Here is a 15,796-nt window from a genome sequence, read left to right as displayed (position 1 = left end):
GGGGTTGGTTCCGTGTGGGGCGGGGCCGGGGGGCCCCGGGGGCGCCCGGGGGGGGGGTGGGGGGCGTCCGCGGGGGGGGGGGCGGGGGCACCCCCGCCGCCCACGCCTGTGCCGCCGACGATGTTCGGCCGGTCAGAGGAACGCGTACATCTCGTCGGCGGCAGCCTCGGTCTCACCGGCGGGTGGCGCTTCCACCGTGACCGGCTTGCCGAAGTCGCTCATCTTCATCTCGGTGACGAGGTCACCCAGCGACTTCGTGGCAATGGTGTAGGAGAGCGCGGTGAGGCGTCCGTCGGCGTCGAGGGTCGCCTCGAACGGAACCGCCGTCGGGTCCTTCGCCAACTTGGCGGTCGACTGGAGGCCTTCCCGCATACCGGCCTCGGTGCTGGCGGCCTCGGCGGCCTTGTTGAGATCGGCGACGCCTGTGTAACGGCCGCCGCCCACCTCCTGGGCGGACACGGTGCCACCGACGAGGCCGGTCTGCGACTTGAGGTCGAACGACTGGCGCAGCGTGCTCGTCGGCTTGAGCTTGGCGAGGTCGATCTTCATCCAGGGCTTCTCGCCCTCCATCGACTCCGACTTGATGTAGGCGGTGTTGCCGATCAGCCGGACCTCGATCGGTTCCGGGGCCTTGCCACTGATCTGGATCGCCTTGGCGACGGGGTCCATCTTTCCGCCGAGGGTGATCGACTGGTTGCCGGCCTTGACGGAGGCTTGCATGCTGAGCGTGCCCGCGAGGCTGCGGTCCATGCCCTGCTTGACGGCCGCGACCGGTTCGAGTTTGGACGGTGCCGGGGCGGCCGAGGCGCCGCGCGCCGCGGAGTCGTCGGACTTGGTGCCGCAGCCGCCGACGAGGGCGACGGCGAGGGCTATCGATAGGGTGGGAATCAGTCGGCGCATAGACGTGACCCTAATAGGCGGCCGCTACCCGATTTTCGCCAGTGGTGGCGGCGTCAGCAGGCCAGGGCGGATCAGACCGGCGTCGGCAGTTGCTGGGCTCGGGTGATCACCTGGTCGATGAGGCCGTAATCCCGGGCCTGTTCGGCGGTGAACCACCGGTCCCGGTCCCAGTCCTGCTGGATCTCGTCGAGAGTCCGTCCACTGTGCTTGACAGTCAGCTCCTGCATCGTCCGCTTCACGTGCAGCATGTTCTCGGCCTGAATGGTGATGTCCGAGGCGGTGCCGCCCATTCCACCGGACGGCTGGTGCATCATGATCCGCGAGTGCGGCAGCGCGTACCGCTTGCCGGCGGCGCCCGCACAGAGCAGGAACTGCCCCATCGAGCCGGCGAGCCCGAGCGCCAACGTGGCCACGTCGTTGCGGACGTAGCGCATCGTGTCGTAGACCGCCATCCCCGCGCTCACCGACCCGCCCGGCGAGTTGATGTAGAGGAAGATGTCCCGATCGCCGTCCTCGGCCGCGAGCAGCAGGATCTGCGCACAGATCTGGTTGGCCGACTCCTCGGTCACCTCGGTGCCGAGGAAGACGATCCGTTCCCGCAGCAGCCGCTCGAACACCTGGTCGCCGAAGGACGGTTGTGCACCGTCCAGCATCCGTACCCCGTGGGAGATCATGCCGCCGCCTTCCACCACGCCGGCGAGCGGTGGGACCGCCCGGTGGACCGGCCCCTTCAGCGTGCGGGCGACGGCGGTCGCTGGCCCAGTGATTCTGCCGGCGGCAGATCCGCCGACGGCAGAACCGGCGCGGCCTACGCGGCGGTCAGCCGCCGCGCGCCCGCCCGGGCCCACGCGCAACCCCGCAGAGCGGCGGTACGCGGACCGGGGCGCGAGCCACCAGCGGAGGCCATCGCCCCGACGCAGAGGGTCGGGCCGCTCGCCCCGGGCGCCCGGTGCAGCACTGGCCTGCTCGTCCGGAGGGTGTGCTGACTCGCGTCGTGTCGGGCGACCTCGGCCCGTTCGGTCCGGGTGAGTTGCGCCCGTGGTGCGGCCGGGATGCGGGGCTCGACCCGGCGCAGGTCGTCGCGGGCCTCCTCCAACAGGTCGGACAGGCGGATGCCGAGCGCCCGGCAGATCGCCGCGAGCACCTCGGAGGAGGCTTCCTTGCGGCCCCGCTCCACTTCGGACAGGTAGGGCACGGAGACTCCGGCGGTGACGGCCACCTCGCGCAGCGTGCGGCCCTGGCTCTGGCGCAGTCGACGGAGCACTCCGCCGATGACTCGTCGCAGCAACGACATGCCGGCCTCACTTTCGCGGTCGTCGTCGGGAACACCCTCATCATGCCCGTCCCCGGCCTTCCGGGCCGACCCATCCTCTCCCGGTCGCGCGCCCAGGAGCGGTGCAGCCGCCCGGGACACCTGTTGTCCGCTGCGCAACCCGGACGTGCCGGGCCCGGCGTACCCGCTATGTTGTGCTCGTGCAGGCGACGGTGGCGGGGCAGGTTCGACGGTGATCCATTTTCCCGCGCAGCGCCGGGGCCCACTGAGCGCGCTGAGCCTTCGGCTCGCCGCCGCGCTGGGCCTGGTCTTCGCCGTGGTCGCCGCCGTCTATCTGGGCCGGGACGGCTACCGCGACGTCAACGAGGACGGCCTCACCCTGCTCGACTGCTTCTACTACGCGGTCGTGTCTCTCTCGACCACCGGTTACGGGGACATCACCCCGGCCGCGCCGTCGGCCCGACTGGTAAACGTCCTCTTCATCACCCCGGCCCGAGTGATCTTCCTTATCATCCTGGTCGGCACCACCCTGGAAGTTCTGACCGAGCAGTACCGGACCGGCCGTCGCCTGTCGCGGTGGAGGAGAGCCGTGAAGGACCACGTCATCATCTGCGGCTACGGCACCAAGGGGCGCAGCGCGGTCTCCGCCCTGCTGGAGAACGGCCTGGACCGGTCGCGGATCGTGGTGGTGGAGCGCAGCGCCGCCGCCCTGCGGCAGGCCACCTCCGCCGGTCTGGTGGCGATCGAGGGCTCGGCGACCCGCTCGTCGGTGCTGAACGAGGCACACGTCAAGAACGCCAAGGCCGTGATCATCGCGACCGACAGTGACGACGCGTCGGTCCTTGTCGCGTTGACCGTACGGCAGCTCACCGCCGGCCAGGTCCGCATCATCGCGGCGGCCCGCGAGGCGGAGAACGCCCCGCTGCTCAAGCAGAGTGGCGCGCACCATGTGATCGTCTCGTCGGCCACCGCGGGTCGGCTGCTCGGCCTGTCCACCTCGGCCCCGCCGCTCATCGACGTGGTGGAGGATCTGCTCACTCCGGGTCAGGGCATGGCGCTGGCGATGCGCTCGGCGGAGCGGGACGAGGTGGGTCGCTCGCCGCGCGAGCTGGAGTCGTTGGTGATCGCCCTGGTGCGGCGGGGCAAGGTGGTCACCCTGGCCGACCGGGCCGGCGCGGTGATCGAGACCGGCGACATGCTCGTGCACGTCCGCGACGATCGTCCGCAGTCGGCGACGACCGCCTGACCGTCCGTGGCCGCACGGCGTGGTCGTCCGGTCGCAGAGTGGGCTGATCGTCCCGCCTCAGGGCGGCTGACCGTCGTGTCGGACGGCTGACCCTCTCGTCGCCGGTGGGCGGTAGGGGCGTGGCTCAGAAGGTCTCGTCGCCGGCGCAGATCGCCTCGGTGCAGCTGACCGGCGTCGTGGCGGAGGCGCGCCGGAGTAGTTCGTAGAGCGTCTCCCGCTCGCTGGGCGCCAGCGCCCCCAGCACCTCGTCCTCGGCTCCGGCGAGGGCGCATTCGGCCTCGCTGAGGCGTTTCGCGCCGTCTTCGGTGAGTTCGACCACGTGCCGGCGGCGGTCCTCGGGGGAGCGGCGGCGCTCGACGAGTTGCTCCGCTTCCAGGTCGTTGAGCAGCCCGACGATGTTCGTGCTGTCCATTTCCAGGATGGTGGCGAGCGCCTGTTGGCTCGTGCCGCCGCCGGCCCGCAGCACCGTGAGCGCGACCAGATGCCGCGGCCGCAGGCCCAGCGGCGCCAGCACCGACTCCGACCGCAGTCGCATCCGCCGCGCCAGATGGTCCAGGAGCGCACCCGATCGGTGCTCCGAGGGGGCAGGCGGCAGGGCGGACATGTGACCCAGTCTACCGATCAGATGGAACATCGGCCTGCTATAAATGGTTGGTGCTGCACAGACGATCCTTGGAGGAGGAATAATGCATCTGCTGCATATCGACTCAAGCATTCGGGGTGACTGGTCGATCAGCCGTCGGCTCACCGCCCGCGCGGTCGCCACGTGGCGTGCGGCCCACCCGGACGGCACGGTGACCTACCGGGACCTCGGCGCGGAACCGCTGCCGCACCTCGACGCGGCGGGCGGCCTGGCCCGGATGACGCCGCCGGACCAGCACACCCCGGCCCAGCGCGAATCCTGGGAGCTCAGCGAGCGGCTCGTCGACGAGGTGAAGCAGGCCGACGTGGTGCTGCTCGGCCTGCCGCTCTACAACTACGGCGCGCCCAGCAGCGTCAAGTCCTGGGTCGACCACCTGATCGTCGCCGGCCTCACCTACGACCCGACGACGCAGGAGGGCCTGCTCGGCGGCCGCGAGTTCGTGGTGCTGGCCACCCGGGGCGGCGGCTACGGCGAGGGCACCCCGCGCCACGGCTGGGACCACGCGGAGCAGTGGCTCCCGCACGGCCTGTCGATGACCGGCCTGGAGCCGCGCTTCATCAGCACCGAGTTGACCCTGGCGCCCTCGGTGCCGGCGATGGCCGAGCTGATCCCGCTGCACGAGGCGAGCCTGACGGCGACCGAGAAGGAGATCGACAACCTCTGGACGCCGGCCTCCGCCCAGCGCTGAGGCAGCGCCGGTACGACGAGAGCGGCCGCCCCCGGATCGGGGACGGCCGCTCTCGTCAACACGGTCGGATCAGAGGATCGTCCAGGTGTCGCCGCTGGCCAGCAGGCCGGCGAGCTGCTGCTCGGGAGTCTCGGTGACCGTCGCCTTGGCGGCCGCAAGCTGACCCTGCACCACACTGTCGTAGGACGGTCGGTCCACCGAGCGGAACACTCCGATCGGGGTGTTGCGCAGGTCCAGGCCGGGCAGCCGGGACAGCGCGAAGGCGTACGCCGGATCGGCCACCGTGGCGTCGTGCACGACGATCTCCTCCGGGCGGACCGAGCTGGTCTCCCGGACCTCCAGGCCGAAGCCGCCCGGCGGGTGCACCACGCAGAACTGCCCGTCATTGCCGAAGGTGATCGGCTGGCCGTGCTCCAGGCGGATCAGGTAGTCGTCCCGGGTGGACGGGTCCTTGAGCTGCTCGAACGCCCCGTCGTTGAAGATGTTGCAGTTCTGGTAGATCTCCACGAACGCCGAACCCTCGTGCTCGGCGGCGGCCCGCAGCACCGACTGGAGGTGCTTGCGGTCGGAGTCGATGGTCCGACCGACGAAGCTGGCCTCCGCTCCGAGCGCGAGCGAGAGCGGGTTGAACGGGGCGTCCGCCGAGCCGGCCGGGGTCGACTTGGTGACCTTGCCGACCTCGGACGTCGGCGAGTACTGGCCCTTGGTCAGACCGTAGATCCGGTTGTTGAACAGCAGGATCTTGAGGTTGACGTTGCGCCGCAGCGCGTGGATCAGGTGGTTGCCACCGATGGAGAGCGCGTCGCCGTCACCGGTGACCACCCAGACGGACAGGTCCGGCCGGGACACCGACAGGCCGGTCGCGATCGCCGGGGCGCGGCCGTGGATCGAGTGCATCCCGTAGGTGTTCATGTAGTACGGGAAGCGCGACGAGCAGCCGATCCCGGAGACGAAGACGGTCCGCTCGCGGGGGATGTTCAGCTCCGGCATGAACTGCTGGATGGCGGCGAGGATCGCGTAGTCACCGCAGCCGGGGCACCAGCGCACCTCCTGGTCGGACTTGAAGTCCTTCGCGGTGAGCTTGAGGGCGACGGGCTTCTCAGACATTCTTCAGGACCTCTTCCAGCGTCGTCTCCAGCTCGGCGGCCGTGAACGGCAGGCCGCGGACCTGGTTGTAGCTGATCGCGTCGACCAGGTAGCGGGCCCGGATGACGTGGGCGAGCTGGCCCAGGTTCATCTCCGGGATGACCACCTTGTCGTACGCGCGCAGCACCGCACCGAGATTGGCCGGCATCGGGGCCAGGTGCCGCAGGTGCGCCTGGGCGATGGACAGCCCGCGCTGGCGCACCCCCCGGCACGCCGCGCCGATCGGCCCGTACGTCGAGCCCCAGCCGAGGACCAGCACCCGGGCGTCGCCGTCCGGGTCCTCCACCTCGATGTCCGGCACTCCGATCGCCTCGATCCGGGCGGCGCGGGTGCGCACCATGAAATCGTGGTTGGCCGGGTCGTAGGAGATGTCTCCGGTCTTGTCGGCCTTTTCCAGGCCGCCGATCCGGTGCTCCAGCCCGGCCGTGCCGGGGATCGCCCACGGCCGGGCCAGGGTCTCCGGATCACGCAGGTAGGGCAGGAAGGTGGTGCCGTCCTCGCCGTTGGGCTCGGTGGCGAACTCGACCCGCAGGTCGGGCAGCGACTCCACGTCGGGCAGCAGCCACGGCTCGGAGCCGTTGGCGACGTAGTTGTCGGACAGCAGGATCACCGGGGTGCGGTAGGTGAGCGCGATCCGGGCCGCCTCCAGCGCCGCGAAGAAGCAGTCCGACGGTGACCGGGGCGCGATCACCGCGACGGGCGCCTCGCCGTGCCGACCGTAGAGCGCCATGTTGAGGTCGGCCTGCTCGGTCTTGGTCGGCATGCCTGTGGAGGGGCCGGCGCGCTGCACGTCCACGATCACCAGGGGCAGCTCCAGCGCCACCGCGAGGGAGATCGTCTCGCTCTTGAGTGCCACGCCGGGGCCGCTGGTGGTGGTCACACCGAGCGCACCGCCGTACGACGCGCCGAGCGCCGCGCCGACCGCGGCGATCTCGTCCTCGGCCTGCACGGTGGTGACGCCGAAGCGCTTGTGCTTGCTCAACTCGTGCAGGATGTCCGACGCGGGCGTGATCGGGTACGCGCCGAGGAAGACCGGCAGCCCGGAGCGGACCCCGGCGGCCACCAGACCCAACGAGAGCGCCGCGTTGCCGGTGATGTTGCGGTAGGTGCCCGGCTTCATCTTCGCCGGCTTGACCTCGTAGCGGACCGCGAAGTCCTCGGTCGTCTCGCCGAAGTTCCAGCCGGCCCGGAAGGCAGCGACGTTCGCGGCGACCAGCTCCGGACGGGACGCGAACTTGCGCTCCAGGAAGCGCAGCGTCGACTCGTAGGGCCGCGAGTACATCCAGGAGAGCAGGCCGAGGGCGAACATGTTCTTCGACCGCTCGGCGTCCTTCTTGGACACCTGGTAGTCGGCGAGCGCGCCGACCGTCATCGAGGTCAGCGCCACCGGGTGCACGACGTAGCCGGCCAGCGAGTCGTCGTCCAACGGGCTGGCCTGGTAGCCGACCTTGGCGAGGTTGCGCTTGGTGAACTCGTCGGTGTTGACGATGATGTCCGCGCCGCGCGGCAGGTCGGCCAGGTTGGCCTTGAGAGCCGCCGGGTTCATCGCCACCAGCACGTTCGGCGCGTCGCCGGGGGTGAGGATGTCGTAGTCGGCGAAGTGCACCTGGAAGCTCGACACGCCGGGCAGGGTGCCGGCGGGAGCGCGGATCTCGGCGGGGAAGTTTGGCAGCGTGGAGATGTCGTTGCCGAGCTGCGCCGTCTCCGAGGTGAACCGGTCGCCGGTCAGCTGCATGCCGTCGCCGGAGTCACCGGCGAACCGGATGACCACCCGGTCGAGTTGACGGATCTGCTTGGTCACTCTGCCACCTTCGTTCGCGACTGCGGGGCTCGCAGAACCTCGCCTTGCCCGGCCACGGAACCTCCTCGACGCAACGTTTCACCGCACCGCCCCAGGCTGGCCCGGCCGCTGTCGTACCTCATCTGAGAGCCTACGTCTAAGGGAGCCCTAACCAGCGCCGGAGGTCCGCCGACTGGGACTGAACTGGGCTGGGAATTGCCCGTTTTTGCGCGCGTATGCCCCGGCCGCCGTAATTCAGATCACCACAGATCCGCTCCGCCGACCCCCGGACACACGCGGTCCAAGGGTCGCTCGTCGGTCAGTCGGCGGGGTGGGACGCCGGCTCGGGTGCCGGGCCGGCGAACCGGCGCCGCAGCGAGATGGTGGCAAGCGTGAGAGCCAACACCACAAGCAGCGCGGAGACCACGATCAGGATGATCGCCGTACGCCGCACCGAGGTCATCCCCTCGTCGTCGTCGGCGGCACCCCCGGGCAGCACGCCCTGGGAGCCGGTCGGCGCGGGCGGTGAGACCACGGGCGTGGCCAGCGCGGCCGCCGCGGTGATCCGGAAACTCATCTGCACCTGCCGGGTCGTGCCGCTGCGCGGGTCGAGTTGGCCGATCACGGCACCGGACAGCGGCGCTTCCCGCTGCGCCTGCGGCGTCGCCTCCATCGGCAGCCGCAGCTCGGCGGTCCGGCCCGCCGCGACCGTGCCCGCGTCGCAGCGGGTCCGGGTCGGGTCGACCGCCACGCAGCCGGCCGGTGGGGTCGGGACTGTCACCCCGCTCGGCAGGACGACCTCGATCCGGCCGTCGGCGTCCACCGTGCCGGCGTTGCCCAGCCGGAGCGTGAGGATGCTGGCGGAGCCGCTGATGTCGAAGGCGACCTCGTCGGCGGCGAGCGTGATCCCGGGCACCGGGGGGCCGGGCGGGAAGAGCACCGCGAAGCCCTGGTCGTCGACCGCTTCCCCGGGCACCCCTGGCGCGTCCGCGACGACCTGGACGGAGCCGGCGAGGGGCATCTTCTGCCACGCGGTGCCGTCGACCCGCAGGCGGAGCACAGCGCTGAACCGGACGCCGGCTCCGGCCGTCCAGGCCCCACAGTGGTACGTACCGCCGCCGGCGGCGGCGCAGCCCTTCGTCCCCACGTCGGTCAGCCCGAGCGGCAGCGTGTACGAGAGGCGGATCCGTTGCGCCGTCGTGCCGGTGTTGTGGACCGTGACCTGCAGGGTGGTGGCGGTGCTGGCCGCGTTCCAGTAGGCCTTGGAGAGCGTGACGTCCTGGGTGGTGACCTGCACACCGAGCGGGTTCGCCGGCGGCGCCTCCGGACCCGGGCCGGGCGGGCGGACCGGCGGGACCGGGGGCGCCGGCAGCACCGGGGGCGCCGGAGGGGCCGGGGGTGCCGCGGTGGGTGCTCCGCCCGGCGCGGGCGCGTTGTTGCTCGGTACCGGCGGCACCTCCGGCGCGGTGGTCTCCGGTGCCGGCGGCTGCGTCTGCGGCGGCGGCGCGGTGGTCTCCGGCGCCGGGTTGCTCGGCGCCGGCGAACCGCCCGGCTCCTCGGTCGGGGGCGGCTCGTCCGTCGGGCTGGACCCGGGGTCGCCCCCGGGTTCGCTGACCGGGTCGGTCATCGTCACGACCGGGCCCGCCTCCGGCGTTGCCGCGCTGGCCCAGGCCGGCCCCACGGCGAGCGCCGCGAGCAGACCGAGCACGAGCGAGGTCGCCAGCAGGGACCTGGGGTGCCGCCCCTCCGCCCGCGTACCGGGCGATGCCTTCAGGCGGGCCATCTGTCCTCCGGTGCATGGGTGGGTGTCCAATGGTCGGTAACAGTTGCCCCGGCGCACTAGTCCCATCTGGAAACAAATCCGTAACGTGTTTGGGACGGCCCTCCCGGGCGGACGGTAGGCTCCCGACTGTGACCGGATACCTGGGCTCGTACGCGACGCTCGGGCTCTTGCTGCTCGCCAGCGTTCTGTTCTTTGTTACGGCGTTCTCGGCCAACCGGGTGTTACGCCCCGCGCGTCCGGCTGACCCGCCGGGCAAGCGGGCCAGCTACGAGTGCGGGCTCGACCCGGTCGGCGCGGACTGGGCTCAGATGCAGATCCGCTACTACGTCTACGCGTACCTCTACGTGCTGTTCGCGGTCGAGGCGGTGTTCCTCTTCCCCTGGGCGGTGGTCTTCGACCGGCCGGGCTTCGGCCTGGTGACTGTGGTGGAGATGGCGGTGTTCGTGGCGGTGCTCGCGCTCGGCATCCTCTACGCCTGGCGCAGGAACATCCTCCGCTGGACCTGAGCGTCGCCACCTCCGGCGATCGGCCCGGTCCGCCCGACCGTTGTCGGTCGCTCCCGGCGACGACCGGTCAGGCGAGGCCGCGGCGCGTCGCCGACGGTGGGCGGTCGCCCCGGATCGAGGCCACCATGTCCAGCACCCGGCGGGTCGGGCCGACCTGGTGAGCCCGGAAAACCCGGGCGCCCAGCCAGGCCGAGACCGCCGTCGCGGCGAGCGTGCCCTCCAGTCGTTCGGGCACCGGCAGGTCCAGCGACTCGCCGATGAAGTCCTTGTTGGAGAGCGCCACCAGCACCGGCCAGCCGGTGTCGGTCAGCTCGCCCAGTCGGCGGGTGATCTCCAGGGAGTGCCTGGTGTTCTTGCCGAAGTCGTGTGCCGGGTCGATGAGGATGCCGTCGGGGCGTACCCCGGCCGCGACCGCTCGCTCGGCGAGCCCGGTCACCGTCGCGACCACGTCGGTGACCACGTCGGGGAAGGCGGCCCGGTGCGGCCGGGTCCGGGGGACCAGGCCGCCGGCGTGCGAGCAGACCAGGCCCGCGCCGGTCCGTGCGGCCACCCGGGCCAGGGTCGGGTCGGCTCCCGACCAGGTGTCGTTGAGCAGGTCCGCGCCGGCTGCCACGGCCTCCGTCGCCACCTCGGCGCGCCAGGTGTCGATCGAGATCACCACCCCCGGGAACGCGGCCCGGACGGCGGCGATGGTGTCCACCGTGCGGCGGATCTCCTCGACGACGTCCACCTCCGCGCCGGGGCCGGCCTTGACTCCGCCGATGTCGATGATCGCCGCACCTTCGGCGACGGCCCGCTCCACCGCGCGCAGAGCACTGTCGGCGGCGTAGGTGGCCCCTCGGTCGAAGAACGAGTCCGGGGTGCGGTTGACGATCGCCATCACCACCAGCTCGTCGGGGGCGAACGTGCGCCCGCCCAGCCGAAGCGCCCCGGCCATGCCCGCCTCCCGAGAGTCTGCCGTCGCTGCCGCGTCGGCCGACCCCGACGCTAGTCGCTGGTCCGGCCGCGACTCCGGGCGGCGTCGGATCGTGATCGGGACGGGTGGCGGGGTCGCTCCCGGCCGGCTGCCGTGCCACGATCAGTACATGGGTCAGCTTCTGCTCCTCCTGGTCGTGGCGTTGACGGTCGCGGCGGTGATATTCGGCGTGACGGTGCTGGTCAGTGGCCGTGATCCCGGTCTGGTGCCCGCCGAGCCGGATTCGCAGGCCGTGGCGCTGCCCGGCACCCGGCCACTGCGCGAGTCCGACGTGGGCGCGGTCCGTTTCGACACCGCCTTGCGCGGGTACCGGATGGCTCAGGTCGATCAGGCGATGCGCCGTGCCGCCTACGACATCGGCTACAAGTCGGAGCTGATCGGCGTGCTGGAGGCGGAGGTCACCGCGTTGCGTGCGGGCCGCACCGACGACGCGGACGTGCTGCGCGACGCCCGCGAACAGTCCGCCATCAGGGCGACGACCGCGGACGCGGCCGACACGGCGCAGTCCGACGCGGCCGAGTCCGACGCGGCCGAGTCCGACGCGGCGAAGTCGCCGGCCGACGCCGGGGCCGCCCCGATCGGCTCGACAAGCGCGGGTCCGGAGCCCGCCGCCACCTCGTCACCCGCCGATTCCGACGGTGTGGCGTCGGCCGTCGTGCCGTCCGGTGGTACGGCGGCCGACCCTGAGCAGACCGACGGCGCGCCCGCCGACGGCACCGGGCAGCAGGGCGCGGCGGTGCGGTCGGAGTCGGCGTGACCGGCACGGGCGGCGCTGACGATCTTCGTGAGGCCGCCCAACCCGGTGCCGGTGAGGTCACCGCCACCGTGATCGTCGACGCTCCCGCCGAGCGGGTCTTCGCCGCACTGCTCGCCTGGGAACGTCAGTCCGACTGGATCCCGTTCACCCGGGTGCGCGTGGTCGAGGGCGACGGGCGCGAGGGCAGCCGCATCGAGGCGGTGACCGCGCTCGGCCGGGCCGTGCTGCGCGACGAGATGCGGGTGGTCCGGGTCGACGAACCGTACGAGATCGGCGTGGTGCACTACGGCCAGCTGCTGCGCGGCCCGGGTGTGCTGCGCTGCACCCAACTGGACCGAAACCGCACCCAGGTCGTCTGGCACGAGTGGTTCCACCTGCCGGGCGGCCGGGCCGGTCGACTGGCGTGGCCGGTGCTCTGGCCGGGCGCCAAGCTCGGCCTCACCCAGGCGCTGAAGAGGTTCGCCCGACTGGTCGAGCGGGGCCGGCTGCCCTGACCGCGATGGGGTGTCGGAGCGATGCCCTAGCGTGTACGACGTGACTGACCTGGTGATCGGTGCCGACGGGCTGCCTCGCTGCGCCTGGGGGTCGAGCACCCCCGACTACGCCATCTACCACGACACCGAGTGGGGTCGCCCGCTGCGCGGCGACGACGCGCTCTACGAGCGGATGACGCTGGAGGCGTTCCAGTCCGGGTTGTCCTGGCTGACCATCCTGCGCAAACGTCCGGCGTTCCGGCTGGCCTTCGACGAGTTCCACATCCCGACCGTCGCCGGATACTCCGACGCCGACGTGACCCGGCTGCTCGCCGACGCCGGCATCGTCCGCAACCGGGCCAAGATCGAGGCGGCGATCGCCAATGCCCGCGCCGCTCTGGAGGTGCCGGAAGGGTTGTCCGCGCTGCTCTGGTCCTTCGCCCCGGAGCCCCGACCGGCCCGCCCCGCCTCGTTCGCCGAGCTGGCGCCGATCACCGCGGAGTCGACGGCGATGGCCAAGGCGCTCAAGAAGCGCGGCTTCCGGTTCGTCGGCCCGACCACCGCGTACGCGCTGATGCAGGCCACCGGCATGGTCGACGATCACATCGTCGGCTGTCACGTCACCCTCGCCCCGGCGACGTGATGGGATGGCAGGCATGACGACCGAGACCGCGTACCGGGCCGGGGGATCCGGCCGTGCCGACGGGTTGGGCACCTGGGCCGTGCTGCTGCCGGCCGAGCGGTACGAGGCCGAGCGGCTCGTGCACCACGACACGCTGGAGCTGACCGGGCTGGCCGACAGCACCCGCCCGGGTCCGGGAGACCAGGTGGCGGTGCTTGTCGACGCGCCGCCGCGGCTGGTCGCGCTCGGTCGGGTCCGCGCCCCGGGTCAGCGTCACCGCGAAGACCCGGACGACCCGCAGTCCCCGGTCGAGCCGGAGACCGTCGTCGTGGCGTACACCCGGCGGGCCTTCGACGAGCCGGTGCCGGCCGACCTGCTGACGCTCGACGGGCCGGTCACCGCGCTGGAGCCGGCGGCCTTCCGGGCGCTCGCCGACCAGCTCGGCCCGCCCCCGGCGCGGCGCACCTGGCTGGTCAGCCTCGACCTGCCGATCGAGGCCGGCACGCGGGCCGAGGCGGTCCGGCTGTTCTGGTCGTACGTGCAGGAGTTGGGCCCGCGTGAGCTGCCCGCGTTCGTCTCGCCGTCCGACGACGAGCTGGCCATGCAGGCGTTCGTGCTGGGCGCGGAGGCCAACCAGGACCCGGAAGAGGACGACTGAGGCCTGTTTCATAAGGGCGGTGGGCCAGTTCTTACGAAACAGGCCTTAGCACCGTTCGGTTGGGCGGTTCGTTCCGTTCATATTTCCAATCATCGATGTTAGCGTTAACTTACGTCGTCGTCTGCCGGTCGGCAGGATCGCCGGCTGAGGCCCCCGTTGATTCGGAGGACGCTTATGACCACATTCGGCAGGATTCTTCGCGCGCGCTCGGTGGCGGTGGTGACGGCGTGCGCTCTCGCCGCCGCGGTCTCGACGGTTTCCGCCGCGTCCGCCTCCGCGACCATCACTGTGGCCGCCGACGGCAGCGGCACCTACACGACTGTGCAGGCGGCGGTCGACAGTGTCGCGGCGAACAACGGCGTTCCGGTCACCATCACCATCAAACCCGGCACCTACCGGGGCGTGGTCACCATCCCCGCCAACAAGCCCTATCTCACGTTGGCCGGCGCCGGCGGCTCCGCCGCCCAGGTGGTGATCGTCGAAGGGCATGCGGCCGGCCAGACCAAGCCCGGTGGCGGTACGTACGGCACGTCCGGCAGTGCCTCGGTCTTCGTCAACGCCAACGACACCACGATCAAGAATCTGACCATGGCGAACGACTTCAACGAAGCCGCCAACACCCTCGACGCCGAGCAGGCCGTCGCCGTCAACACCTCCGGCGACCGGGTGCAGTTCGACAACGTCCGCATCCTTGGCAACCAGGACACCCTGCTGGTCAACGCACCAAGTGTCAGCTCGGTCCGGCGTCTCTACGTTCGCAACTCCTACGTAGAGGGCGACGTCGACTTCATCTTCGGGCGGGGCACCATGGTCTTCCAGAACGGCACCGTGCACTCGCTCACCCGGGGCTCGTCGTCGAACAACGGCTACGTCACCGCTGCGGCCACCGACATCAACAACAGGTTCGGCTTCCTGTTCTGGGCAACCACGTTGACCAGCAACGCTCCCGCCAGGACCGTCTATCTGGGCCGCCCCTGGCACCCCAGCGGCGACGTCAACGCCCGTGGCCAGGTCCTCTACCGGGGCGTCGCGATGGGCGCGCACATCCGCACCGACCCCTGGACCGACATGTCCGGCTTCTCGTGGAGGACCGCCCGCTTCGCGGAGTACGGCAGCACCGGTGCCGGCGCCGGCATCAACGCCAACCGGCCCCAGCTGAGCGCCGCCACCGCCACCCAATACACCCCCACCGCCTACCTGGCGGGTAACGACGGCTGGAACCCGATCCGATGACGAAGATCCGGTCCTTCGAACACGGTCACCCTCTCGTCCGCCCGCGCACCCGACTCGGGACACTCCGGCACGCACTGGCGAGGACGCGTACCGCGGCCCTCATCGCGGTCGCCGCCGGGGTGCTCGCCGCAGGTCTGCCGGCCCTCAGCGCCCAGGCCGCGGTCGGCGACGGCACCCCGACCGACTCGAACATCAGCTTCGTCGGCCGGTGGAACAAGGCGAACGCCTCGGCCTACGTGCCCTACTGGGCCGGCGCGTACCTGCGGGTCGGATTCACCGGCAAAACGGTGAAGCTCCGGCAGCGCAACACCATCCAGCTGTGGGCCAGCATCGACGGTAGGGCGTTCACGTCCTTCACCGGCTCCGGCACGATCAACCTGACGCCGACCGCGCTGGCGGCCGGCAACCACACGTTGATCGTCAGTTACCGGCAGGTGGCCGGCTCCTACACCGGTGACGCGGTCTTCCAGGGGCTGGTCCTGGATTCGGGCGCGGGCACGTTCAAGCCGCCGCCCCGGCCCAAGCTTGTCGAGTTCGTCGGTGACTCGATCACCGCAGGCGCCACGAGCAGTCAGCTTGCCGTGACGGACTACGCCTTCAAGGTCGGTGAGAGGCTCGGCTACGACCACACCCAGATCGCGATCGGTGGCATGTGTCTGGCCGAGACGACCGATGGATGCTGGGCGCAGACGACCCGCTACTGGATGTCGTCCGGTGGCCAGGCCGGCACCGACCAGTGGGACTTCTCCCGCTACACGGCCGACGGTGTGGTGATCAACCTGGGGACCAACGACAAGAGCCACGGCGTGAGCGCCGCAGCTTTCCAGGCGACGTACACGACCTTTCTCACGAGGATCCGGGCCAGGTTTCCGAACGCCAAGCTCTTCGCGATGCGGACGTTCATCGGTCGTTATGCGGCGGAGACGGAGGCCGCGGTGCGGGCACGCAACGCGGCGGGTGACGCCGACGTGTTCTACCTGGACACCACCGGCTGGCTGCCGTCGGGCGGTCTAAGCGACTCGGTGCACCCCAACGACGCGGGTCACCAGGCCATCACCGACAGGCTGGCCCCGATCCTCAGCGCACGACTGACCACGACCCCGGCCCCCACG

17 protein-coding genes are annotated in these 15,796 nt (G+C 71.2%); 9 read left to right on the top strand and 8 right to left on the bottom strand.

Annotated features, from left to right (window positions below; genetic code table 11):
• Positions 1-132: 132 nt before the first annotated feature.
• The 3 genes from ACLQ29_RS03190 to ACLQ29_RS03180 all read right to left on the bottom strand — a co-directional run bounded on the left by ACLQ29_RS03190 (position 133) and on the right by ACLQ29_RS03180 (position 2,194).
• Positions 133-900, bottom strand: coding sequence for a hypothetical protein (locus ACLQ29_RS03190; protein WP_425770141.1), 768 nt, complete (start codon positions 898-900; stop codon positions 133-135).
• Positions 901-971: 71 nt separating this feature from the next.
• A complete protein-coding gene (locus ACLQ29_RS03185) occupies positions 972-1,574 on the bottom strand; it encodes a ClpP family protease (protein WP_425770140.1) in 603 nt (200 codons plus the stop codon).
• 134 nt (positions 1,575-1,708) lie between these two features.
• Positions 1,709-2,194 (bottom strand): helix-turn-helix domain-containing protein, encoded by a 486-nt coding sequence (locus tag ACLQ29_RS03180; protein WP_425770139.1) that lies wholly within the window; start codon positions 2,192-2,194, stop codon positions 1,709-1,711.
• Positions 2,195-2,405: 211 nt separating this feature from the next.
• Between ACLQ29_RS03180 and ACLQ29_RS03175 the strand changes: the two genes are divergently transcribed.
• Positions 2,406-3,419, top strand: coding sequence for a potassium channel family protein (locus tag ACLQ29_RS03175; protein ID WP_425770138.1), 1,014 nt, complete (start codon positions 2,406-2,408; stop codon positions 3,417-3,419).
• Positions 3,420-3,543: 124 nt separating this feature from the next.
• Here the strand turns inward: ACLQ29_RS03175 and ACLQ29_RS03170 are convergent, their stop codons facing one another.
• On the bottom strand, positions 3,544-4,023 hold the full coding sequence (locus ACLQ29_RS03170; RefSeq protein ID WP_425770136.1) for a MarR family winged helix-turn-helix transcriptional regulator: 480 nt from the start codon (positions 4,021-4,023) through the stop codon (positions 3,544-3,546).
• Between the two features lie 82 nt (positions 4,024-4,105).
• Between ACLQ29_RS03170 and ACLQ29_RS03165 the strand changes: the two genes are divergently transcribed.
• Complete coding sequence (locus ACLQ29_RS03165) at positions 4,106-4,750, top strand: FMN-dependent NADH-azoreductase (RefSeq protein ID WP_425758334.1); 645 nt, start codon at positions 4,106-4,108, stop codon at positions 4,748-4,750.
• 69 nt (positions 4,751-4,819) lie between these two features.
• On the opposite strand, the gene ACLQ29_RS03160 is transcribed toward ACLQ29_RS03165, so the two are convergent.
• From ACLQ29_RS03160 to ACLQ29_RS03150, 3 genes are all read right to left on the bottom strand, one after another.
• The gene (locus tag ACLQ29_RS03160) at positions 4,820-5,857 is read right to left on the bottom strand and encodes a 2-oxoacid:ferredoxin oxidoreductase subunit beta (RefSeq protein WP_425770135.1); all 1,038 of its coding nucleotides are present in this window, start codon (positions 5,855-5,857) and stop codon (positions 4,820-4,822) included.
• Positions 5,850-7,697, bottom strand: coding sequence for a 2-oxoacid:acceptor oxidoreductase subunit alpha (locus ACLQ29_RS03155; protein ID WP_425770134.1), 1,848 nt, complete (start codon positions 7,695-7,697; stop codon positions 5,850-5,852). Before ACLQ29_RS03155 ends, ACLQ29_RS03160 begins: the two co-directional genes overlap by 8 nt.
• A gap of 298 nt (positions 7,698-7,995) precedes the next feature.
• Complete coding sequence (locus ACLQ29_RS03150) at positions 7,996-9,459, bottom strand: hypothetical protein (protein ID WP_425770133.1); 1,464 nt, start codon at positions 9,457-9,459, stop codon at positions 7,996-7,998.
• A gap of 128 nt (positions 9,460-9,587) precedes the next feature.
• On the opposite strand from ACLQ29_RS03150, the gene ndhC reads away from it, so the two are divergent.
• Positions 9,588-9,965 carry an NADH-quinone oxidoreductase subunit A gene (ndhC, locus tag ACLQ29_RS03145; protein ID WP_088986508.1) on the top strand — a complete coding sequence of 126 codons (378 nt, stop codon included), beginning with the start codon at positions 9,588-9,590 and terminating at the stop codon, positions 9,963-9,965.
• A 67-nt stretch (positions 9,966-10,032) separates the two neighbouring features.
• Here ndhC and folP read toward each other — a convergent pair whose 3' ends face one another.
• The gene (gene folP, locus ACLQ29_RS03140) at positions 10,033-10,902 is read right to left on the bottom strand and encodes a dihydropteroate synthase (protein WP_425770132.1); all 870 of its coding nucleotides are present in this window, start codon (positions 10,900-10,902) and stop codon (positions 10,033-10,035) included.
• Positions 10,903-11,050: 148 nt separating this feature from the next.
• Between folP and ACLQ29_RS03135 the strand changes: the two genes are divergently transcribed.
• The 6 genes from ACLQ29_RS03135 to ACLQ29_RS03110 form a co-directional block, all read left to right on the top strand.
• Positions 11,051-11,698 carry a DivIVA domain-containing protein gene (locus tag ACLQ29_RS03135; RefSeq protein WP_425770131.1) on the top strand — a complete coding sequence of 216 codons (648 nt, stop codon included), beginning with the start codon at positions 11,051-11,053 and terminating at the stop codon, positions 11,696-11,698.
• The gene (locus ACLQ29_RS03130) at positions 11,695-12,192 is read left to right on the top strand and encodes an SRPBCC family protein (protein WP_425770130.1); all 498 of its coding nucleotides are present in this window, start codon (positions 11,695-11,697) and stop codon (positions 12,190-12,192) included. Before ACLQ29_RS03135 ends, ACLQ29_RS03130 begins: the two co-directional genes overlap by 4 nt.
• Positions 12,193-12,232: 40 nt before the next feature.
• Positions 12,233-12,814, top strand: a complete 582-nt coding sequence (locus ACLQ29_RS03125) for a DNA-3-methyladenine glycosylase I (protein WP_425770129.1) — start codon at positions 12,233-12,235, stop codon at positions 12,812-12,814.
• A gap of 13 nt (positions 12,815-12,827) precedes the next feature.
• Complete coding sequence (locus ACLQ29_RS03120) at positions 12,828-13,451, top strand: hypothetical protein (RefSeq protein WP_425770128.1); 624 nt, start codon at positions 12,828-12,830, stop codon at positions 13,449-13,451.
• 174 nt (positions 13,452-13,625) lie between these two features.
• Positions 13,626-14,684: a pectinesterase family protein gene (locus ACLQ29_RS03115; RefSeq protein ID WP_425770127.1), complete on the top strand. Its 1,059-nt coding sequence runs from the start codon at positions 13,626-13,628 to the stop codon at positions 14,682-14,684.
• The coding region (locus tag ACLQ29_RS03110) for a GDSL-type esterase/lipase family protein (protein ID WP_425770126.1) at positions 14,681-15,796 on the top strand (1,116 nt) is incomplete at its 3' end. The genes ACLQ29_RS03115 and ACLQ29_RS03110, both read left to right, overlap by 4 nt.

Source organism: Micromonospora sp. DT228 (assembly GCF_049841595.1).
Lineage (GTDB): Bacteria > Actinomycetota > Actinomycetes > Mycobacteriales > Micromonosporaceae > Micromonospora.
This window is presented reverse-complemented; position numbering and strand designations above follow the sequence as displayed.